This is a genomic window from Streptomyces sp. NPDC029152 (assembly GCF_055564355.1).
On the sequence record NZ_JBVHWR010000019.1, the window covers coordinates 39,742 to 59,232 of the forward strand.

The 19,491-nt window shown below is 71.0% G+C and carries 19 protein-coding genes and 2 pseudogenes; 12 read left to right on the top strand and 9 right to left on the bottom strand.

What is annotated here, in order from left to right:
• Positions 1-6 precede the first annotated feature (6 nt).
• The 4 genes from ACZ4V6_RS30180 to ACZ4V6_RS30195 all read right to left on the bottom strand — a co-directional run bounded on the left by ACZ4V6_RS30180 (position 7) and on the right by ACZ4V6_RS30195 (position 5,511).
• The gene (locus tag ACZ4V6_RS30180) at positions 7-1,095 is read right to left on the bottom strand and encodes an ornithine cyclodeaminase family protein (protein ID WP_467833592.1); all 1,089 of its coding nucleotides are present in this window, start codon (positions 1,093-1,095) and stop codon (positions 7-9) included.
• A 59-nt stretch (positions 1,096-1,154) separates the two neighbouring features.
• Complete coding sequence (locus tag ACZ4V6_RS30185) at positions 1,155-2,900, bottom strand: ABC transporter ATP-binding protein (RefSeq protein WP_467833593.1); 1,746 nt, start codon at positions 2,898-2,900, stop codon at positions 1,155-1,157.
• A 49-nt stretch (positions 2,901-2,949) separates the two neighbouring features.
• Positions 2,950-4,641 (bottom strand): ABC transporter transmembrane domain-containing protein, encoded by a 1,692-nt coding sequence (locus ACZ4V6_RS30190; protein WP_467833594.1) that lies wholly within the window; start codon positions 4,639-4,641, stop codon positions 2,950-2,952.
• Between the two features lie 111 nt (positions 4,642-4,752).
• Positions 4,753-5,511, bottom strand: coding sequence for a thioesterase II family protein (locus tag ACZ4V6_RS30195; protein WP_467833596.1), 759 nt, complete (start codon positions 5,509-5,511; stop codon positions 4,753-4,755).
• A 552-nt stretch (positions 5,512-6,063) separates the two neighbouring features.
• Here ACZ4V6_RS30195 and ACZ4V6_RS30200 point away from each other — a divergent pair.
• The 4 genes from ACZ4V6_RS30200 to ACZ4V6_RS30215 are packed head-to-tail and all read left to right on the top strand — an operon-like array spanning position 6,064 to position 9,833.
• Positions 6,064-6,897 (top strand): SDR family NAD(P)-dependent oxidoreductase, encoded by an 834-nt coding sequence (locus ACZ4V6_RS30200; RefSeq protein ID WP_467833597.1) that lies wholly within the window; start codon positions 6,064-6,066, stop codon positions 6,895-6,897.
• Between the two features lie 25 nt (positions 6,898-6,922).
• Positions 6,923-7,432, top strand: coding sequence for a GNAT family N-acetyltransferase (locus tag ACZ4V6_RS30205; RefSeq protein WP_467833599.1), 510 nt, complete (start codon positions 6,923-6,925; stop codon positions 7,430-7,432).
• A gap of 26 nt (positions 7,433-7,458) precedes the next feature.
• Positions 7,459-9,165, top strand: coding sequence for a carbamoyltransferase N-terminal domain-containing protein (locus ACZ4V6_RS30210; RefSeq protein ID WP_467833601.1), 1,707 nt, complete (start codon positions 7,459-7,461; stop codon positions 9,163-9,165).
• Entirely contained in the window at positions 9,162-9,833 is a 672-nt protein-coding gene (locus tag ACZ4V6_RS30215) for an amino acid kinase family protein (protein WP_467833603.1), read from the top strand. The genes ACZ4V6_RS30210 and ACZ4V6_RS30215 overlap by 4 nt, the downstream gene beginning before the upstream one ends.
• A gap of 51 nt (positions 9,834-9,884) precedes the next feature.
• On the opposite strand, the gene ACZ4V6_RS30220 is transcribed toward ACZ4V6_RS30215, so the two are convergent.
• On the bottom strand, positions 9,885-10,634 hold the full coding sequence (locus tag ACZ4V6_RS30220) for an SAM-dependent methyltransferase (protein WP_467833605.1): 750 nt from the start codon (positions 10,632-10,634) through the stop codon (positions 9,885-9,887).
• A gap of 516 nt (positions 10,635-11,150) precedes the next feature.
• A complete protein-coding gene (locus tag ACZ4V6_RS30225; RefSeq protein ID WP_467833606.1) occupies positions 11,151-11,696 on the bottom strand; it encodes a DUF6174 domain-containing protein in 546 nt (181 codons plus the stop codon).
• 83 nt (positions 11,697-11,779) lie between these two features.
• Between ACZ4V6_RS30225 and ACZ4V6_RS30230 the strand changes: the two are divergent.
• The 3 genes and pseudogenes from ACZ4V6_RS30230 to ACZ4V6_RS30240 all read left to right on the top strand — a co-directional run bounded on the left by ACZ4V6_RS30230 (position 11,780) and on the right by ACZ4V6_RS30240 (position 13,527).
• A pseudogene (locus ACZ4V6_RS30230) lies at positions 11,780-12,584 on the top strand (transposase family protein).
• A gap of 85 nt (positions 12,585-12,669) precedes the next feature.
• Positions 12,670-12,801 carry a hypothetical protein gene (locus ACZ4V6_RS30235; protein ID WP_467833608.1) on the top strand — a complete coding sequence of 44 codons (132 nt, stop codon included), beginning with the start codon at positions 12,670-12,672 and terminating at the stop codon, positions 12,799-12,801.
• Between the two features lie 186 nt (positions 12,802-12,987).
• Positions 12,988-13,527, top strand: coding sequence for a choice-of-anchor K domain-containing protein (locus tag ACZ4V6_RS30240; protein WP_467833610.1), 540 nt, complete (start codon positions 12,988-12,990; stop codon positions 13,525-13,527).
• Positions 13,528-14,389: 862 nt separating this feature from the next.
• Here the strand turns inward: ACZ4V6_RS30240 and ACZ4V6_RS30245 are convergent.
• On the bottom strand, positions 14,390-15,148 hold the full coding sequence (locus tag ACZ4V6_RS30245; protein WP_467833611.1) for a DeoR/GlpR family DNA-binding transcription regulator: 759 nt from the start codon (positions 15,146-15,148) through the stop codon (positions 14,390-14,392).
• Positions 15,149-15,196: 48 nt separating this feature from the next.
• Here ACZ4V6_RS30245 and ACZ4V6_RS30250 point away from each other — a divergent pair, with 48 nt between their 5' ends.
• The gene (locus ACZ4V6_RS30250) at positions 15,197-15,580 is read left to right on the top strand and encodes a DUF4406 domain-containing protein (RefSeq protein ID WP_467833613.1); all 384 of its coding nucleotides are present in this window, start codon (positions 15,197-15,199) and stop codon (positions 15,578-15,580) included.
• On the top strand, positions 15,577-16,248 hold the full coding sequence (locus ACZ4V6_RS30255; RefSeq protein WP_467833615.1) for an NUDIX domain-containing protein: 672 nt from the start codon (positions 15,577-15,579) through the stop codon (positions 16,246-16,248). Before ACZ4V6_RS30250 ends, ACZ4V6_RS30255 begins: the two co-directional genes overlap by 4 nt.
• A 130-nt stretch (positions 16,249-16,378) precedes the next feature.
• On the opposite strand, the pseudogene ACZ4V6_RS30260 reads toward ACZ4V6_RS30255, so the two are convergent.
• Positions 16,379-17,057, bottom strand: a pseudogene (locus ACZ4V6_RS30260) (transposase family protein); the annotation flags it as partial.
• 121 nt (positions 17,058-17,178) lie between these two features.
• Between ACZ4V6_RS30260 and ACZ4V6_RS30265 the strand changes: the two are divergent.
• Positions 17,179-17,499, top strand: coding sequence for a hypothetical protein (locus ACZ4V6_RS30265; protein ID WP_467833617.1), 321 nt, complete (start codon positions 17,179-17,181; stop codon positions 17,497-17,499).
• Here the strand turns inward: ACZ4V6_RS30265 and ACZ4V6_RS30270 are convergent.
• Positions 17,490-18,089, bottom strand: coding sequence for a YdeI/OmpD-associated family protein (locus ACZ4V6_RS30270; protein ID WP_467833618.1), 600 nt, complete (start codon positions 18,087-18,089; stop codon positions 17,490-17,492). The genes ACZ4V6_RS30265 and ACZ4V6_RS30270 overlap by 10 nt on opposite strands.
• A gap of 154 nt (positions 18,090-18,243) precedes the next feature.
• On the opposite strand from ACZ4V6_RS30270, the gene ACZ4V6_RS30275 reads away from it, so the two are divergent.
• Both ACZ4V6_RS30275 and fabG read left to right on the top strand, forming a co-directional pair.
• Complete coding sequence (locus ACZ4V6_RS30275; RefSeq protein WP_467833670.1) at positions 18,244-18,669, top strand: group II truncated hemoglobin; 426 nt, start codon at positions 18,244-18,246, stop codon at positions 18,667-18,669.
• A gap of 4 nt (positions 18,670-18,673) precedes the next feature.
• Entirely contained in the window at positions 18,674-19,378 is a 705-nt protein-coding gene (fabG, locus tag ACZ4V6_RS30280; RefSeq protein ID WP_467833620.1) for a 3-oxoacyl-ACP reductase FabG, read from the top strand.
• Positions 19,379-19,491: the final 113 nt, after the last annotated feature.

The following is a 19,491-nucleotide window of genomic DNA, read 5'->3' on the forward strand; positions in this document are numbered from 1 at the left end:
CGGCCGTCATCGCCGCGCCCCGGACGTGCCGGTCAGGGACCGGGTGACCTCCGCGGGCAGGAACGAGTACGGGTCCTGCGGGTCGTCGGCCGTCGCCTCGATGCAGACGTGGTGTCCGACGTCGAGGTCCCGGGCCAGCTCCTCGAGCACCTCCACCATGACGAGATCCTGCAGCGCGAGGCCCGTCGAGTCGTACACGGTGGTGACCGGCGACAGTCTGCGGTGCGCGTCCGGGTCGCGCAGCAGGTCGGGGAGCGGAGCCCCGATCTCCTCTGGGGCGAGCTGCTGGCAGTCCCCCTCGGCCCGCGCCTGTTCCACGTGGTCCGGACAGACGACCGCCGCGCGCAGGAGGTCCAGCGGCAGCTCCGTCTTGCCCGGCATGTCCGAGCCGATGGTGTTGACGTGCACCCAGGGCTTGAGCGACGTGCCCCGGATGACCGGCCCCTCGTGGGGGCCGACCGAGGTGGCGGTGCACAGCACGTCGGCCCGCTCCTCCACCTCCCAAAGCGGCGCGACGCGCACCAGCCCCTCGGGCATCCGGGCCCTGGCCGCGAAGGAGTTCTCCGCCCGCGCGTCCTTGTCGTGGACGAGCACCTCGGAGAACGAGAAGACGCGTGCCAGGGCGTGCAACTGCGTGACCGCCTGGGCGCCGCAGCCCACCAGGCCGAGCACGGCGGAGTCCGGGCGAGCGAGCACCCGGCTGGCCAGCGCGGACGCCGCGCCCGTACGGACGGCGGTGGCGAACGTGCCGTCGACCACGGCGCGAAGGTGGCCGCTGTCCGTGTCGAAGGCGCACAGGGTCGACAGGATGGTGGGCAGTTGGTTCTTGACCGGATTGTGCGGGTTGTAGGAGACCATCTTGATGGAGACCGTGGCGCCTTGGCGGACCGCCGGCATCCACTCCAGCAGGCCCAACTGCGGCGTCTCCAGCAGGAAGCCGTCCCGCTGCTTCATCTCCGCCGGCGCGCCGGGTCCACCGGTGAGAACCGCCTCCATGCGGGCGATGGTCAGATCGTAGAGTTGCCCCAGTCCCACCTTCGTGACGATGGTGGCGACGGCTTCGGCGTCGACGATGTGCGTGCGCTCAGCTTGCAAGGTCTCTCCCGGAGCTCAGTGTTCGGGCTGGTTCAACGGGGTCGATGAGGCAGCGGAATTCAGGTCGAGGGGCCGCGCCCGTGCCAGGACTCCCACAGGCCCGCGTAGGTGCCGTGGGCCGAGACGAGCTCCGCGTGCGGGCCCTGCTCGGTGATGCGGCCGTCCTCCATCACGACCACGCGGTCCGCGTCGTGTGCCGTGTGCAGCCGGTGGGCGATGGCGATGACGGTGCGCCCGCGCAGAACGCCCGCGAGCGAACGCTCCAGGTCCCGCGCGGCCCGCGGGTCCAGCAGGGAGGTGGCCTCGTCCAGCACCAGGGTGTGCGGGTCGGCCAGCACCAGTCGGGCCAGGGCCAGTTGCTGTGCCTGAGCGGGTGAGACCGACGTCTTGTCGGTGCCCAGCTCGGTGTCGATGCCGTCGGGCAGTGCCTGCACCCACTCGTCGGCCGCCACCGCCGCCAGGGCCGCCCTCACTTCGGCGTCGGTGGCATCCGGCGCGGCCAGCGCGACGTTGTCGCGCACGGTCCCGAGGAACACGTGGTGTTCCTGCGTGACGAGCGCCACATGGCGGCGCAGCTCCTCCAACGGCAGTTCACGGACCGGCACTCCGCCGAGGGTGACCGAGCCGGTGCGCGGCTCGTGGATGCCGGTGAGGATCCGGGCGAGCGTGGACTTGCCGGCGCCCGAGGGACCGACGATGGCGACGCGCTCACCGGCGCCGGTGCTCAAGGACACGTTCTTGAGCACGTCGTGGCCGGGCCGGTATCCGTAGGCGATGCCCTCCGCGATGAGCCGGTCGTCGGCGGGGCGGCGGGCGGTGGTCCTCTCCGGCTCCGCCGCCGACTCCACGCCGATGAGACGGGCGAGCGAGGCGTCGCCCACCTGCAGCTCGTCGAGCCAGCCGAGGAGTTCGTCCAGCGGGTCGATCACGGCCCTGGTGTACAGGGTCGCGGCGGTGACCTCGCCGAGGCTCACCCAGCCCTCGATGTAGAAGAGGCCGCCGAACAGCAGGGTCGCGGCGACCGGCAGGATGTAGCCGAAGTCCATCAGCGGGAACCAGACACTGCGCAGGAACAGCGTGCGCCGCTCGGCGCGGTTGGCCCGCTCGACGTCCTCGTCCGTGCGGCGCACGCGCGGACCGGACCGGCGCAGCGACTCCACGGTGCGGGCACCGGACACGGTCTCGTTGAGCCCTTGGGTCAGGTCGGAGTAGCTCGCCGCTTCGGCGAGGTAGGCGTCCCGGGCCCGCTTCAGGTACCAGCGGGTCGACCAGACGATGACCGGGACGGCGACCAGGCAGGGAAGAACCATGAGGGGACTGGTGATGATCAGCGCCACCAATGTCAGCGCCACGGAGAGGCCCGCGACCAGGATCGAGGGCGCGCCCATGCGCACGGCACGGGACAGCGAGTCCACGTCGCGGGTGCTGCGGGTCAGCAGGTCACCGCCGCCGGCCTTCTCCACGGTGTGCAGGGGCAGCGTCAGGATCCGGCGGACGAATCCCTCGCGGATGTCGGCGAGGACGAGCTCGCCGAGCCGGGCGCCCTCCAGGCGGGCCGTGCGGGTGAACACGCCCTGCAGGAGCAGGAGTCCGGCGATCACCAGCACGGTGACGTCGACCCGGGTGGTGGTGACGCCCTTCTCCACCTGCTCGACCAGTTCACCCAGCAGGGCGGGGACGACCAGACCGCAGGCGGTGGCGAGGACGAACCAGAGCACGGTGCGCGTCAGCAGTCCGGTATGGCTGCGTACGAGACCGCGTACGTGACGGCGCACCGTCTTCGCGTCGGCTACCGGAAGACTCACTGTGCGCTCCTTGGCGTGCGGCTGTCGGAAAGAACGGGGACGATGGCGTTCACGCCTCCTCCCGCATCACCACGGCGGCGTACTGGGGCGAGCCGGAGGCGAGTTCGCGGTGCGTACCGGTCATGACGACCTTGCCGTCCTCGACGAAGGCCACCTCGTCGGCCCGGTCGAGCAGCAGAGGGCTGTTGGTCACCACCACGGTGGTCCGCTCCGACCTGGAGGCGTGGAGCCGTTCGGCGATGACGGACTCGGTATGCGCGTCGACGGCGCTGGTGGGATCGACGAGAACGAGCACCGGGGGCTGCGCGGCCAGGGCGCGCGCGAGCCGCAGCCGCTGCTGCTGGCCGCCCGAGAAGCTGGCTCCGCCCTCCGAGACGACGGTGTCCAGACCGTCGGGCAGCGCCTCCACGATGTCCTCGGCGTTGGCGTCGTGCAGGGCCTGCGCCCGCACCTGTTCGGAGCGTCCACCCAGATCCTCGGCGAGGACGCCGGAGAAGAGGAAGTCGTCGTTGCGGGCCACCAGGACCAGGTCGCGCACCTGATCCGTCGGCAGGGTCTCCAGCGGCACGCCGTCGGCGGTCACCCGGCCCCCGGCGTACCGGCCGAGCCGTTCGGCGATCTCCGCGCCCTCCTCCGGGGTGGCGGCGGCGATCGCCGTCATCACGCCCGGACGCACCCGCAGCCCGGACGCGGCGTCGTACAGGTCGGGCGCCTCGGAGACGACGGCCGGCGCGGTGTCGGCGGTGGGCTCGGGCTCGAGGGACAGGACGCTCACGACCCGCTTGCTCGCCACGTCGGCGCCGACGAACGACTGGAACGCCGAGGTCGCCGTGCGCATCGGCAGCATGAGGAAGGCGGCGTAGCCGTAGGCCGCGACGAGGTCACCGGCGGTCAGGTCGCCGCCGATGGTCTGGCGCGCACCGAACCAGACGACCGCGACCACGAAGATGCCGGGCAGCAGCACCTCGGCGGCGGGCAGCACCGACTCGATCTTCGCCACGTGGACGCCCGCCTGCCGCACGCGCTGCGAGTCCTTGCGGTAGCGCTCGCCGAACGTGGCCTCGCCGCCGATGCCGCGCAGGACGCGCAGGCCGGACACGATGTCGCCGGCGCGGTTGGTCAAGTCGCCCTGCAAATCCCGGTAATTGCCGATCCGCTTGTGCAGGGGGCTGAGCAGCGGGCCGGTTCCCGCGAGCAGGGCGGGGACGCCGATGAGGACGAGCAGGCCGAGGGTGACCGACGTGGAGAGCAGCACCACGGCGACGAGGACGACGGTGACCGCGCTGCCGATGCCCCGGGCGAGGGCCCCGGGCAGTGCGCCGATCCGGGTGATGTCGGCCGTGCCGATGGCGACCACCTCGCCCGTGGAGACCCGCTTGGACAGCGTGGCCCCGAGCCGGGTGGCGTGCGAGGCCACCAGGCGGAACGTGAGGTAGTTGGCCTTGAGCCGGCCGATGGTGTCACAGCGGTGCCGCAGCACACTTCCGACGGTGGTGACCAGGGCGAGCCCGATGATGGCGCCGGTCCAGGCCCACAGACGGCCGGTGTCCTTGTCCGACACCGCGTCGATGGCCCGGCCTATGGCGAAGGGGGTCAGACCCATGCTGGCCATCCACAGGCAGCCCCAGAACACCCCGAGGAACAGCGTGCGCGACTGCCTGCCGATCAGCCATCGGAGATAGCTCCTGGGCGACCGGAGATCCGGGTCTCCCAGTTCGGGCAGCGGATTGTTGCTTGGCAATGCGGTTTCCTTCGGGGTCGTCCCGCCCCGGACGGCCGGGGCGGTCAAGGGGACTTGAGGGGTCTGCGGTGCGAGCGGTGCACGGTGCGCGCGGGCGGCCGAAAGGGGCCGTCAGTTGTGGGTGGACTGCGGGGCCGTGACGAACTTCCTCAGTTCGGCCGTCACCTGACGGGGAACGCCCAGGTGGTAGAAGTGGTTGCCGGGGAACGTCCGCACGGTGGTGGGCCCGGTGGACCACTCGGCCCACCTGCGGATGTGACCGTCGGTCACGCCCTCGTCGTCCTGTCCCCGCCATGCACCGAGAGGGCAGGGGAGGAGCGGATCCGTTCTGGGCGGGGTGTAGGTGTCACAGATGGCGCTGTCACCGCGCAGGGGTCGCGTCACGGCGGCGGCGAGGCGGCTGTTGGCGCCGACGGCTGCGGGCACGACCCCGTCCGCGACGAGTTCCGCCACGAGCTGCTCGTCGGTCAGTCGTTCGATGCCTGACGGTTCGCCCTGATCGTCCGGTGCCCGGCAGGCCGATGCGAGGAAACCGCGCGGCCAGCTGCCCTGTTGGCGCCCCAGGCGGCGGGCGAGTTCGTACCCGATCAGTGCCCCCATGCTGTGGCCGAACACGTAGTAGGGGAGGTCGAGGCGGGCTGCGAGCCGTGGGGTCAGCTCGTCGAGCACCTCGGCCATGCACGTGGCGGGTTCCTCGCGCCAGCGGTTCTCCCGGCCCGGCAGCTGCACGGCGACAAGTGCGATGTCCGGGCCGAGCATCTCCTGCCAGGGACGGAACTGAAAGGCACCGGAACCGGCGTGGGGGAGGCACAGCAGCAGCGCCGTCGCCGTGCGGGGAGGGTCCCACTCGAGCAGGGGGCCTTCGGTCATGGGTGCCGGTCTACGACGGGCAGGTGGAGGTGGCACTTCTGGAGAGCGGACACACTGTTTCCCTTGTCGGTCGAAGGTGACGTGCAGAGGTAGGCGAACGGTCCGTGCTCGGCGGCCGATGCACATCGACGGCGCACGAGGTGTCGGAAGTGGGGGGCGGGGGCCTGCTCGGCGGGTACGACGTGAATGGGGAATACGCATGCCTCCAGCGCGTTGCCAACATTCCTATCACGGGCGGGACTTGAGCTGGCAAGGGTGAAAATCGCTCGTTCGTCGCGTCCGTGCCCCGGTCCCACGGAGGATGCCCCCCGTTGAGCGGCGTCGCACCAGTAAGTGACTCACGTCACATGACGGGTGCGTGTCAGCACGGGCTTCACTGGCTAGGACTTCACGGGTCAGTGGTCATTCCGACCTGGTGCCTCGCCGGCAGAGGATTCGGCCCAAGGAGACGTGCCTCTGGTCGGCCGGCGTGCAAGGAGACCCCATTGCCGCTGAACAGGTGCCCGGAACCCTGCCCTCGACCGGGGCGCTGGGTGAACGCGTCGAGTTCTTGTGTCGATCACAGCGCGACGAGAACGAGGGGATGTGTGCATGGCGCAGGGCGAACGTGGTGTAGCCGTGGTGTCGGGTGCTTCGTCGGGGTTCGGCGAGAGAACCGCACAAGTGCTGGCCCGGCAGGGGTACCTGGTGGTTGCCCTGGCACGCAGGGCGGACCGGCTGCAGGCCCTGGCGGAGCACGACCCCACCGGTGCGATCCTGCCGGTGGTGGCCGACGTCCGGGACCGTGAGGGGCTGGACCGGGCCCTGGACGAGTTGCCCGAGGACTTCCGTGACATCTCGGTGCTCGTCAACAACGCCGGCCATTCCCGCGGATTCGGGCCGCTCCAGTCCGGGCGGGACGACGCCTGGCGCGAAATGATCGACACCAATATCACCGGTCTGCTCAACGTGAGCGGTCTGGTCCTTCCCCGGATCGTCGCCCGCGGGTCGGGCCACGTGGTGAACATCGGCTCGATCGCGGCGCATTACCCCTACCTGGGTGGCAACGTGTACGCCGCCACGAAGGCATTCGTGCATCAGCTCTCGCTGAACATGCGCGTCGACCTCCGGGGCACGGGCGTCCGGGTGAGCTGTGTGGCACCCGGCATGGCGAAGACCGAGTTCGCCAAGGTGCGTTACGACGGTGACGAGGAGCGTGCGGACGCGCTCTACGCGGGACTCGATCCGCTCACCGCCGAGGACGTGGCGGAGGCGGTGTCGTGGTGCCTGGCGCAGCCCGCCCGGGTCAACGTCAACATGATCGAACTGATGCCGTCCGAGCAGCACTTCGGACTCGGCTTCACGGGAAGCCCGCCCGCCTCGCCCGGCGGCACGGATGGCGTCTGAGCCGGTGCGTACCGTTCCCCGGCACATGAGCACGCGAAACGGCCTCGTCGCACGACCGGCGCGCCACGGGGAAGCGGAACACATCGCCTCCCTCTCCGCCCCCTTCGTCGAGAAGGGACTGCTGATAGGCCGCACGGCAGCCGAACTGGACCGGCACATCGAGGAGTTCGTCATCGCCTGTGAAGGGGGCCGGGTCGTCGGGTGCGCGGGGATGGCTCCGCTCGGCGCGAGTCTCGTCGTCTACAACCTCTGCATCGCGGCCGATTGCCAGGGCCGGGGAATCGGCCGGACCCTGGTCGGCCTGGCCGCGGACATCGGCACGGAGCAGGGGTACCAGTCCCTGCTGGCTCTGACCCGATTCGGCGGAGAATGGTTCAAGAAGCTGGGGTTCTCGAACGTCCCGGCGAGCGAGACCCGTGATGAATGGCGCGTTCTTTTCCGCCCCGGCCGCAGGTCGAGCCTCTACCGGCTGAGACTGGCCTTCGACTCGTCCAGAACCCGAAACATGCCCGTGTGCCTGCTCAAGCAGACCTAGGAGTGACACAGTTGATAATCTGCGGGTTGAAACTCACACATGACGGAGCCGTCGCCCTGCTCGACGACGACCGCCTGATTTTCAGTGTCGAGATGGAGAAGCTGGGAAACGGTCTGCGCTACAGCACCGTCGCCGACTTCAGCCTGATCCCTCAGATTCTTTCCGACTTCGGCTACAAGCCCGAGGACGTCGACGAATGGGTGGTCGACGGCTGGGACGGCGACGTGTCCGGCACGGTCTCCCTACTCGACCAGGGTGCGCCCACCGAGATCGTGGTCGGCCCCTACCGTGAGTCGCCGGCCTGCCCGGCACTGGACGTGCCGAGCGTCTCGGGCACCTTTCCCATGGACGGCGCGACCTATCCGTACACCAGCTTCCCGCACGCGGCGGGGCACGTGTCGAGCGCCTACGCCTCCAGCCCCTTCGCCCGGCGCGGCGAGGCGTCCTTCGTCCTCGTCTGGGACGGCGGCCTCTTCCCGCGCCTCTACTGGGTCGACCCACGCGAGGGCGTGCAGAACCTGGGCGAACTCTTCCCGATCCTCGGTCACGCGTACGCCATCGCCGGACACCACTTCGGCCCCTTCCGCAAGACGGTGCAGTCGCCCACCGTCGACGACCTCTCGGTGGCCGGCAAACTCATGGCCTACATCGCGCTGGGACAGCCGGACGACGCCGTGACGGCCGTGCTGCGCGAGGAGTTCCACCGCATCTTCGAGAGCGACGAACCGGCCGCGGTGGAGTACCGGGCGACGGTCGGCGGGTACGGCAGCCTCTTCGAGAGGTCCGTGCCGCCCGTGCACGATTTCTTCTCCGCGGTGCGCGCCCGGGTGTCGGAGAACGGCGTGAGCGACGAGGACGTGCTCGCCTCCGTGCACGTCTTCTTCGAGGAACTCCTCGTCGAGCGGATCACCGCCAAGGTTTCCGCCGCCGCCAAGGGCGAAGCGCCGTGGAACCTCTGCTTCGCCGGCGGCTGCGCCCTCAACATCAAGTGGAACAGCGCGCTGCGCGCCGCGCCCGTCTTCCGCGACGTGTGGGTCCCGCCCTTCCCCAACGACTCGGGATCCGCCATCGGCGCGGCCGTCCTCGGCCGGGCGCAGCACGACGGTCTGGCGGCGCTCGACTGGCATCCGCGGCTCGGCCCGGCGCTGACCCCGTCACCCGGGCTGCCGGCCGGCTGGACGGCGTCGGCCTGCACCCCGGAGGAACTCGCCGGCATCCTCCACGAGACCGGGGAGCCTGTCGTCGTCCTGCACGGCCGTGCCGAACTCGGCCCCCGCGCGCTGGGCGGCCGCAGCATCCTGGCGGCGCCGGTCAGCGCGGCCATGAAGGACGAGCTGAACCGCATCAAGGACCGTGAGCCCTACCGGCCCGTCGCGCCCATCTGCCTGGAGGAGGAGGCCCCGGAGATCTTCTCGCCCGGCACGCCGGACCCGCACATGCTCTTCGACCACGAAGTACGGCCGGACTGGAAGGAGCGCATCCCCGCGGTCGTCCACCTCGACGGGACCGCGCGGCTCCAGACGGTCGGCCGGGGCGACGACGACGTGCTCTTCGCCGTGCTGTCCGCCTATCACCGGCTCAGCGGCGTCCCTGTGCTGTGCAACACCAGCGCCAACCTCAACGGGCACGGCTTCTTCCCCGACGTCGCGTCCGCCGCGCGGTGGGGCCGGGTCTCCCGGATATGGAGCGACGGGACGCTGTACCGGCGGACCGACGAACGTACGGAGGCGTGAGACCCCGCGAACGCCCGGAGGCCGCCCACGGCACGGCCGAGTCGCTCGTCGCCATGCTGCCCCGGCTCAGCGAACTGCACGGACGGACGGTGGTCGTGGTGGCGGGCGATCACGTCCTGGCCGACGAGGAGCTGCGGCACGCGTTCTGCGGCGACATCGCGCTGCTGCGGTACAGCGGGGTGCGGGCCGTGGTCGTGCACGACCACGGCCCGCACCCTCCGGTGAGCCCGGCCGACGACCCGGCCGCGCTGCGCCGCTACGTCGCGGGGTACGTGCAGCGCCGGTTGGTCGGCGGCCTGGGCGACCACACCGTGCCGGCGGTCGGCATCACGGGCGAGGACGCCCGCACCCTGGTGCTGGGGGACGGGGCCGACGTGCAGGCCGATCCGGGGGTGGTCCGGCTGTTCCTCGACACCGGCCACGTTCCCGTGGTGTCGAGCGTGGCGTACGACTCCGGCGGGGGCATCCGGTTCCTGGGCGCGGTCACGGCGGCCGTCGCGCTCGCCGACGCGCTGCAGGCCGATCTGGTGCTCCCGGCGGGAGCCGAGGGCGCGTGTGCCGCGGCCGCGTCCGTCGTCGACATGTCGGTTCCGCACGCCGTGCTGAGGCATCTTCACCGTCTGGACGACGTCGGGGGGTGCGGCCCGGGGACGGCGTTCGGCGGGTGACGTGGACGCGGCCGGCGCGGTGCGCCGGTCGCGGGGAGCGGGGGCGGGCTGTCAGGGCCGGGGCTCCCTGCCCAGGAGCAGGGTGACGAAACCGAGGGTGCCCCGGTAGCCGTGGAGCCAGGCGGCGCGGTGCTGGGCCGCGGCGTCGAGGGCCTGGGTGCGGTCCGGGTGATCAGGGTGGTCCAGGGCCCACCGGGACAGGGAGCCGGTCCAGGACCACTCGTAGTCGTCCCACTCCTGGAGGGTGCTCACGTGCCCGTACAGGGGCACCCAGCCCTCGGACACCACCCGGTCGACGGTCGTGGCGAGGTCGTCGTACTCGTCCGCGGCGAAACCGGAGTCGAGGGTGCGGCGGTCTGGTTCGCGCTCCCAGAAGCAGTCGCCGACGAGCACTGTGCCGCCGGGGACGAGGTGGCTCTCGGCTGCCTTCAAGGTGGGGAGCAGGCCGCCGAAGGCGTGGCTGGCACCGATGCTCAGGACGAGGTCGTAGCCGTGGGGTGGGCTGAACTCGGCGGCGTCTCGCGCGTGAAAGGCGATCCGGTCACCGAGTCCGGCCGCATCGACCGAGGCACGGGCTGCCGCGATGGCGTCGGCGTCGTTGTCGACGCCGTCGGCGCGCAGGTCCGGCCGGCCGGCCTGCGCACGCAGCAGCCAGGTGCCCGATCCGCAGCCGAGATCGAGGAGCCGGGCGGTGCCGTGGGGGAGGGCCCGGTCGAGGAGTGTTCGCACGGACGTGTCGCTCAGCGGCGCGGCGATGGGGTGCAGGGTGTGGGCGATGGAACTGATCTGTCGGCGGTGCATGACCGCAGTCTGCCCGCCGCCCGCGCCGGGGCTGTCCAGGCGCCCCGCGGACGGGGGCCGGTCGACCCGAAGGAGTGGGGTGCGGCCGACAGCCGGTCGCCCCGTCGGCCTGGTCGGCGGACCGGGCGGCTGACGTGTGACGCCGACCGCGATCGACCCGTCGCAGCGGTCCGCCACGCCGGCGCACTCTCAGGGTTCTCACTCTCCTGGGGCGACCTCGTCCGCCTGCCTCGGGAGTGGCTGGAGCGCACGACGAACCTCACCTGCCCGAGCGAGCCGGACCGGGGCGGCCGCTTCGCCCCCTTCGGGCAGCCCCGGCGCCACGCCTCCGGCATCGGCCGAAGGACGGCCGCCGGTGGGCCTGCCGCCCCCCGGCGCCGCACGACCCCGGCGAGCTTGCGGAACCGGCGACCGTCCAGTCCGGCGAACAGGACCGCCCACTGCGGCCCGGCCGCCGTCACCACCACACCCACACCAAGATCATCACATGTCTGACCAGGGCTTACAGGACGTCGTTCAGCCAGCGTGCGGTTCGTAGGAGCTGATGCCGTACAGGGCTTCGTCGTCGATGGCGTTCTTGTCCCAGTCCAGAGAGATCCGCATCGGGTGCCCGTCGGGCGCGTAGTCCGCCTCGGCTGTCTCCGCGTCGTCACAGCGGGCCTGCTGCAGCCTCTTCGACAGTTCGCCGAGGGTGGGGACTTCGACGTGCTGTTCCCGTGCCTGCCGCTGGCTGTCCTTGTCGAGCCCGGTCACCTTCGTCACCGTGCCGTTCCGGACCTCGATCCGGAAGGTTCCCATCAACGTCTGTGTCGTCGATGACAGGGTGTAGGCGTACGAGGCAGGCTCCTCCCAGGCCGTGCCATATGCAGCGCACCTGGGCCCGCCCGCCTCAGCGGACCCCGAGGACGTCAAGCTCTCGGTGTCACAGGCGCTGGTAACACCCACCATGGTCCCGATCAGAGCGGCAGTGGAGACGAAACAGGGACGGGAACGTCCGGCAGCCATGGTGGCCCCCCTCGGGTCGGTTACTGCTGTGACGCCGACTGCTGGGAAAACGTTCATCGAACCGTTCTCGTCCTGTCCTGCAGGGGTGATGGCGCAGGTCGGCGGGGTGGCGTGACAAGGCGGGGCTCCTGGTCGTCGCGGTGGTGTTCTCTACGCACCATGCTTCGTCCGAGGAGGCTCGCCTGGTCCCGTACCGTGCCACGCTCGACGCCCCTCACGAACTGGTCGAGCATGTCTCGTGGCGCATCTGTGCCCGAAGGCGTGAACGCGGCACGCGGTGGCGGAAGCCGGGCTGCTTCCAGCAGGCCCTGCCGGCGCTGGTGCACCTGCGCAAGAACGAGACGCTGCCCCAAGCTCGCGGCGGGGTTCGGGGTCTCCACCGCGACCGCTTGGCGGTACGCCGACGAGCCCCTCGACATCCTGGCCTCCCGGGCCCCCGGTCCGCACGAGGTCCTCGTCGGCCTGGGCGAAGGAGACTTCGTCGTCGACAAAACTCTCATCCCCGTCGACCGCATCGCCGCGGACCGGCCGTACCCCTCCCAGAGGCGCCGGCAGCACGGTATGAACGTCCAGGTCGTCGCCCGTCCGGACGGCACCCCGCTGTGGTTCTCCCGCGCGACGCCGGGGCGCACCCACGACCTGACGGCGGCCCGCGCTCATGGCATCGTCCAGGCCTGCCCGACCCGGCAGATCCTGGTGCCCGCGGACCGCGCCCACCAGGGCGCCGGCGCCACCTTCCGCACCCCGTACTGCCACCACAGCGAACACCCCGAGCATCACCAGCAGTTCAACCGCGGCCATGCCCGGCTCCGGGCACCCGGCGAACGCGCCTTCGCTCAACTCAGGACGTGGCGGCTGCTGCGGCGAGTCCGCTGTTCCCCCCGCCCCATCGGCGCGGTCGTCCAAGGCGTCCACACCCTGCTGACCTGCACCTGTCCAGGATGAAAACGGCTCACTGGGTGGACTCCACCCGATGTCGTGCATCACCACACGCCGCCGACACCCCGGGTCTCACCGCGAGGCCTACGGCATGGTGAGCGCCGAGAACACCGCCGGTCCGGCCCTGTGCCGCCGCCGGGGCTTCCGTCGCGTCCGGGACGTCATCGGCGACGACGGCTCGGTCGCCAAACTGCTCGTCATCCCGACCAAGGACCCGGGGTGAGCGGGGCGGTCGTTTTCCGCCGGCGCTGGTCGGGGCCCCGGGCAGCCCCATTCTCGTTTGTCCTGTTTTCTCGTTTCATTGCCCTGGTCTTCGTCTCGTAGAGTGGCGTCGACCTGTTCTCGAAAACCCGGGATCAACACGGCAGGAAACTCGTTCTGCGCAGCCCAGGGAAAGGGGAATCCCGCAGTGGGGCTCATCAAGACCACCGGCACATTCACGGGGACCAGTGTGGACCTTCCTGGTCTCACGGGTGTGAACACCAGCCAGATCAGGTGGGGGCAGCCTGCCACGCCCGGCGGCGCTGTGAGTGGCTATGACTTCGTGGACTACGAAATGGAGGCGAACCTGGGCGGCCGTGAATTCCCGATAGGCGAATTCACGCACCACAACTACCCGATCCTGCTTTCGGGGCAGTCGCAGTTCTGGGTGTACCTCGCGATAAGGGTGCACTTCGAGAACGGGGACTTCAATCACGACTTCACCGTTCGCCTACGTCACGACGAGACACCCAACCAGGGTTCGCACCCGAACGACGTGGTCAATTGGGAAGCGATCCACGAGCCCGAAACGGTGTTCATCGACGGAAACGAGTACAGCGTGGAGATCACCGGCTTCAGAAAGCCGGGGGAGAAGGAGTCGAAGCCCAACTTCGACGTTCCCGAGGGCGGCAAGGACACCGCGTACCTCTACGCGAGGTTCCAACGGGAGGCCCCGCAGGCGTCCTGATCCGCCACAGGACCGTACCGGACCGCACGTCTCCGCCCGGGTCGTCCCGGTGATCCGTGCGGAGCCGGTCTCCGGGACCGGGCGGGAGGCGGCGGCGACCGGACGAGAATCGAAGGCCTGGAGGACAAGGCCGCAGGGCTGTTGAACGCCGCGAGGCGGCTGGAGGGTGCTGCGTCAGCGATCCGAAGCGCTGTCGCCGACATGCCCCGAGGCCGCTGGTGAGCCGGACCTCGGATTCACAAGGACTTGTCGGGATCAGCCCCACGGGACTGGTCCCGTCGGCGTGGTGATCGGCATGTACACCCTGCGGCACCGCGGCGGCCCACTCCGCCTGTGGCCGCAGACCGCCCGTCGGCTGGAAGGGCCAGCGGACGAGCCGGGGGAGGCCGTCCGTCAACGTACTCGCTGACGAGCAGACCGGGACCGCCGGCGATCCGGTCCACGGACACCTGGGAAGAGGTGAGGCCCCGTGCACCACCGCTCCAGTTGTCGCCGTAGATCTGCGGCAGGGCGTACTCGTGGCCGTGGGCGTGGAACGTCCTCCCGTCCGGCTGCCGCCCGATACCGCGCCCCCGGGTGACCTTGAAGAACCTCCGCAGGCCGAAGACCCTGGTCCCCGTCCTCATGCTGCCCGCCGCCAGGTAGCCGCTGTCGGCGACGGAGCGGCCGGGGCCGGCGCCGTGGCATCCCGCGGCCCGGGGCCGAGCCCCCGGGGCCGCGGGGTGGCGGGCCTCCCGCGCGACCCCTTCGTCCGCCACGGTCGGGTGACCGCCGCTCTCGGCCTGGGTGCGGGTCCGTCTCGACGGGGCGGGCCGGGGCGCCGGACGACCGGTCGCCGGAGAGCCGGCCCCACGGCTGGTGGTCAGCCCGCCGTCAGCACGTCGACCCCGTTCGTCATGAGCTGCTCGACCACCGGGTCCTGCGGGGCCGTGTCCGTGATCAGTCCGCTGATCTCTTCCCAGGGCAGGACGCGGTACCGGGAGGCGGTGCCGATCTTCTCGGAGGAGGCGAGGACGTAGGTGTCCGCGGCCCGTGCTGCGAGGGCGCGTTTCATCGCGGCGTCCTCGGCGTCGCCTGTGGTGAGTCCCGCCTCGGGGTGCACGCCGGTGACGCCAAGGAGGAAGAGGTCGGCGGAGACGTTCTGCGCGGCCTCGACCGCGGCCGCGCCGCAGGTGACCGCCGAGTGCTTGAACAGGCGGCCGCCGAGCACGAAGACCTCGGCCTTCGGATGGTCGAGCAGGGCGGCGGCGATCGGCGGGCTGTGGGTGATCACGGTACAGGCCAGGTCCTTCGGGAGCGCGCGGACGACAGCCAGGGCGGTGGTACCTCCGTCGAGGATCACCACGCCGCCGGGCCGCACCAGCCCGGCGGCCACCGAGGCGACCTTGCGTTTGCCGTCCGGGGCCACGGCCTGCCGGGCACCGTAGTCCGCCACCGCCGGCGAAACGGGAAGCGCCCCGCCGTAGACGCGCTGGCACAACCCCTCGCTTGCCAGGTCGCGCAGGTCGCGCCGCACGGTGTCCTCGGAGATCCGCAGCTCGGCGGCGACGTCCTTGGCGACGATCTTGCCCTCCCGAGCGAGCAGGTCCAGCAAGTGGTCACGCCGTTCAGCAGCCAGCATCCGTATTCTCTCCTGTTGTTGCACGTTTCTGCATGTATCGTAGCGCCCATGACCGACAAGCCCATGCTGATCCTCATCGCCGGGCCCTATCGTTCCGGCACCGACGGCGACCAACAGGCCATGGCCGCCAACCTCGCGCGCCTCGAAGCGGCCGCATGGCCCGTCTTCGCCGCCGGCCACCTTCCCGTCATCGGAGAATGGATCGCCCTGCCCGTTCTGCGCTCGGTCGGCGCGGGCCCCACCGATCCCCTCGCCGACCAGGTGCTGTACCCGACCGCCGAGCGCCTGCTGGCCCGCTGCGACGCCGTGCTGCGTCTGCCCGGTGACTCCACGGGAGCCGACCAGGACGTCGCCCTCGCGCGCCGCCGCGGCCTGCCCGTCTACTACGACACCGCACAGATCCCGCCCCTGAACCGGCGAGGGGTCGCATGAAGCCCCGAGTCGGCGTGAACGTCCCCGACCACCGCGGCCGCACCGGGCTCGACCGAGCGGGACGCGGCCTCGACCGCAACCCGAACGTCGTCATCCGCGACGTCGAACTCACCTCCCAGGGCTGGCACGTCCTGCGACGCACCACCTTCGACTACCGCCGCCGCGACGGACGCTGGGAAACCCAGCAGCGGGAGACCTACGACCGCGGCAACGGCGCCGTTGTCCTGCCCTACGACACCGCACGCGGCCGCGTCCTGCTCACCCGCCAGTTCCGCTACCCGGCCTACGTCAACGACCACCCCGACGGCATGCTCATCGAAGCCGCCGCGGGGCTGCTCGACACGGACGACCCGTCCGTTGCCATCCGCCGGGAGGCGGCCGAAGAACTCGGTGTGACCCTCGGCCCGCTCACCCGCATCCTCGACGCCTACATGAGCCCCGGCTCCGTCACCGAACGGCTCCACTTCTTCTCCGCCCCCTACGCCCCGGCCGACCGCACCGGGACCGGCGGCGGAGTCGAAGAGGAAGGCGAGGACATCGAGGTCCTCGAACTGCCCTTCACCGAAGCCCTGGCCATGACCCGCGACGGACGCATCACCGACGGCAAGACCATCCTGCTCCTGCAATGGGCAGCCCTGGACGGCCCCTTCGCCCCCGCCGCACAGTAGGCACGGGCGACACCGCTCCGCCTCACCGGTAGCGTCCGCAGAAGCCGGGAAGGTCACCCGGTGATCACCGGAGTGGCTTACGCCGGTGCGTGACAGCGGGTGAGCCGTGTTTGCCCGACCGGGGTCGTGGTCAGGCGTCGGCGGTGAGGTCGGAGACGAGGCCGGCGATGGCCCGGCGGGTGTCGGCGAGGGGCTCGCACCGGCGGGTCCACCGGGTCGGTTGCTTCCAGCGTTTGCGGTCGGCGAGGGCGTGTTCGGCGCTGACGCGTCGGGACGCGTGCTGGTGGCGGGCTCGCAGGCGGGCTTCGTGGACTTCGGGCGGGCTGATCCCGTCCGCTCTCCTTGATGGCGTGATCGCCTGGCCGGGGTGGTCGCGTCCGAGGCCGAGACAGTCATCGTCCAGGAGCACTTCCATGTCGGGGAAGTGCCGGAAGCACACGGCGACGCCTTCGTCGCGTATGGCGGTCGCGTCGTGCATCGGTCCTGGCCGCATGGCATCAGCCCAGAGCGTGCGTCCCCGGGCATCGGCGACGACCGTGGCCTTCCTCGTGTCCTGCTTCTTCTTCCGGAGACCAATGCGCGCCTCCCACCGCGGCCGGCCGCAGGCCGGCGACCCGGACCTCGGCGGCGTCCAGCCGCAACTCGACGCCCCCGGCCCGGGCGTAGGCGAACACGCCGGTCAGGGTTCGAAGTCGCAGACCAGGGCGGTCGGGGACCGCGCACCCACGCTCGGCGAGAAGCCCGCGTATCTCACCGAGCGCGCGGGTGGTCGTGGAGCGGTCGACACCGAACAGCAGCCCCAGCACCGCCAGGGCGTATCAGGGAGAGAGCCCCGCCATCCGCGTCCCGTTCCGCGGCAGGAGCCTGCGCGACCGGCGCCGGCGTCACAACCGGGACCATGCCAAGATCCGCAGCCTCGGCGAACGCGCCATGGCGATCCCGAAGGGCCGGCGGACCCTGCGGAAGCTCCGTTGCAGCACCACCCGGATCACGGCCGTCGCCCGAGCCGTCGCCACCCTCGGACCCACCAACCGATCAGGAGGGAGAACCTTCCCCGACCGGCTCGAAGGCGGCCTTCCCGGCGAGCCGGTGGTGCTCGTCGGCCAGACCGCCGGCAACCGCTCGACGCGCCTCGCGGTCGAGCCGCGGTTCGCCGAGGCGAAGCGGTTCGAGGAGTTCGGCGCCGAGCGGTGGTCCGGTGTGTGGTCGAGCTCGGCCCGGCCGCTCCCCGGGCCGGACCGTCAGGGATAGATCTTCTTGTTCTCGGCGAGCATGGCGACGTACTTCTCGATGCGGGCCGCCCGGGTCTCGGGCTTTTTCGCGTCCTGGATCCGGTAGAGGACCGCGTACCGGTTGCGGCTGTCGAGCGTGGAGAAGAAGTCCCGCGCCTTCGGGGACGCGTCCAGAGCCGCTTGGAGGTCGTCGGGCACCGTCGCCTTGCTCTGACTGGCGTACGCCGCCTCCCAGCGGCCGTCCGCCCTGGCCTTCTCCACCTCGCGCAGACCCGCCGCCCGCATCCGGCCCCGCTCGATGAGCTCGGTGGCCTTCTGCCGGTTCACCTTCGACCACTTGCTGCCGGACCGCCGCGGGGTGAAGCGCTGCAGCCAGTGCTGCTCGTCCAGCTTCTTCTTCTGCCCGTCGATCCAGCCGTAGCACAGGGCCGACTCCAGCGCCCCGGCGTAGTCGACGCCGTCCAGTCCGGAGTCCTTCTTCGGGATCTTCAGCCAGACGCCCGGGGCGTCCGCGTGGTTGTCCTCCAGCCACTTCTCCCACGCCTCCTGCGTGGGGAAGGCGAGCACCGGATCCGTCGCGTTCTGTGATCCACCAGACATGACCCTCATGAAAACCCACCGCTTCGGCACGGTCAACCGGTGGCCCTTCCCGGTGGTGTCGTCCCGTCCGGGGCGACTGCGCACTCTTGAGCAGAAGCCGCCGCCCGCGCCACCTAGCGTGAACACGTCCTGAGACAGAGCGAGGAGGGCCGTTGTGGCGACCATGTTCGAGCACGTCGGCGGTGAGGCCACGCTGCGCAAGATGGCCGAGCACTTCCATGAGGCCGTGCTTGGCGACGAGTCGCTCGGCAAGCTGTTCCGGTACGGCAGTTCGCACCATGTGGACCACCTCACCGCCTTCCTGGCCGAGATGCTGGGCGGTCCGCGCCGCTACAGCGAGGAACTGGGCGGCTTCGAGGCGATCTACCGCGCCCACCAGGGGCTCAACATCCGCGACGAGCAGCGTGAACGGTTCGTCGAGCTGATGCTGCAGTCCGCCGACGCGGTCGGACTGCCTGCGGACGAGCGCTTCCGCACGGTCTTCACCCGTCAGATCGCACGGGCCGCGGGATTCTCCACTCGGGTCTCGCGCGGCGAACTCGACCACTTCGCCGCGCCCTATCCCGAGCTGGTCGCCTGGGAGTGGTGAGCCGGTGAGCAGGTCGGTACTGGTCACGGGCGGCAGCCGCGGCATCGGTGCCGCCATCGCCCGCGCGTTCGCCGCGGCGGGGGACCGGGTCGCTGCCACGCACCGCGGCAGCGGGGTGCCCGACGGCGTGGTGGGGGTGCGCTGCGACGTCACCGACGAGACGTCCGTCGACCGGGCCTTCACCGAGGCGGAGGCCCTGCACGGGCCGGTCGAGGTGCTGGTGGCCAACGCGGGCGTCACGGACGACACCCTGCTCATGAGGATGGACGAGAAGACGTTCACCCAGGTCCTGGACACCAACCTCACGGGCGCGTACCGGGCCGCCCGCCGGGCGGTCGGGCCCATGGTGCGGATGCGCAGGGGACGGATGGTCTTCATCTCTTCGGTGAGCGCGTACGCGGGGGCCGCGGGCCAGGCCAACTACGCGGCGGCGAAGGCCGGCCTGATCGGGATGGCCCGTTCCCTCGCCCGGGAGCTGGGGTCGCGCGGCATCACCTGCAACGTCGTGACGCCGGGCTACATCCGCTCCGACATGACCGAACGGCTCACCGACGCCCGCCGAGCCGAGCTCGTGCGGCAGATCCCGCTGGGACGCACGGCGGCCCCCGAGGAGGTGGCCGATGTCGTGACCTTCCTGGCGGGGCCCCGGGCGGCCTATGTGACCGGGGCGGTCGTCCCCGTCGACGGCGGACTCGCCATGGGCCACTGACGGCGCGGCGTCCTCCCGGTCTTCCCGGCCTTCCCGAGGAGAAGGCCGTCCGGGGGCGCGAACAGTCACGCGCGGGAGCGCGACAGCGGACGAGGGAGCGGAAGGGCACAGGC

Coding starts and splice junctions, on each gene's coding strand:
- ACZ4V6_RS30195 (WP_467833596.1), bottom strand. CDS start 5,511: ATGACCGAAGGCCCCCTGCTCGAGTGGGACCCTCCCCGCACGGCGACG.
- ACZ4V6_RS30205 (WP_467833599.1), top strand. CDS start 6,923: ATGAGCACGCGAAACGGCCTCGTCGCACGACCGGCGCGCCACGGGGAA.
- ACZ4V6_RS30220 (WP_467833605.1), bottom strand. CDS start 10,634: ATGCACCGCCGACAGATCAGTTCCATCGCCCACACCCTGCACCCCATC.
- ACZ4V6_RS30225 (WP_467833606.1), bottom strand. CDS start 11,696: ATGAACGTTTTCCCAGCAGTCGGCGTCACAGCAGTAACCGACCCGAGG.
- ACZ4V6_RS30235 (WP_467833608.1), top strand. CDS start 12,670: ATGGTGAGCGCCGAGAACACCGCCGGTCCGGCCCTGTGCCGCCGCCGG.
- ACZ4V6_RS30245 (WP_467833611.1), bottom strand. CDS start 15,148: ATGCTGGCTGCTGAACGGCGTGACCACTTGCTGGACCTGCTCGCTCGG.
- ACZ4V6_RS30250 (WP_467833613.1), top strand. CDS start 15,197: ATGACCGACAAGCCCATGCTGATCCTCATCGCCGGGCCCTATCGTTCC.
- ACZ4V6_RS30255 (WP_467833615.1), top strand. CDS start 15,577: ATGAAGCCCCGAGTCGGCGTGAACGTCCCCGACCACCGCGGCCGCACC.
- ACZ4V6_RS30265 (WP_467833617.1), top strand. CDS start 17,179: ATGGCGATCCCGAAGGGCCGGCGGACCCTGCGGAAGCTCCGTTGCAGC.
- ACZ4V6_RS30270 (WP_467833618.1), bottom strand. CDS start 18,089: ATGAGGGTCATGTCTGGTGGATCACAGAACGCGACGGATCCGGTGCTC.
- ACZ4V6_RS30275 (WP_467833670.1), top strand. CDS start 18,244: ATGTTCGAGCACGTCGGCGGTGAGGCCACGCTGCGCAAGATGGCCGAG.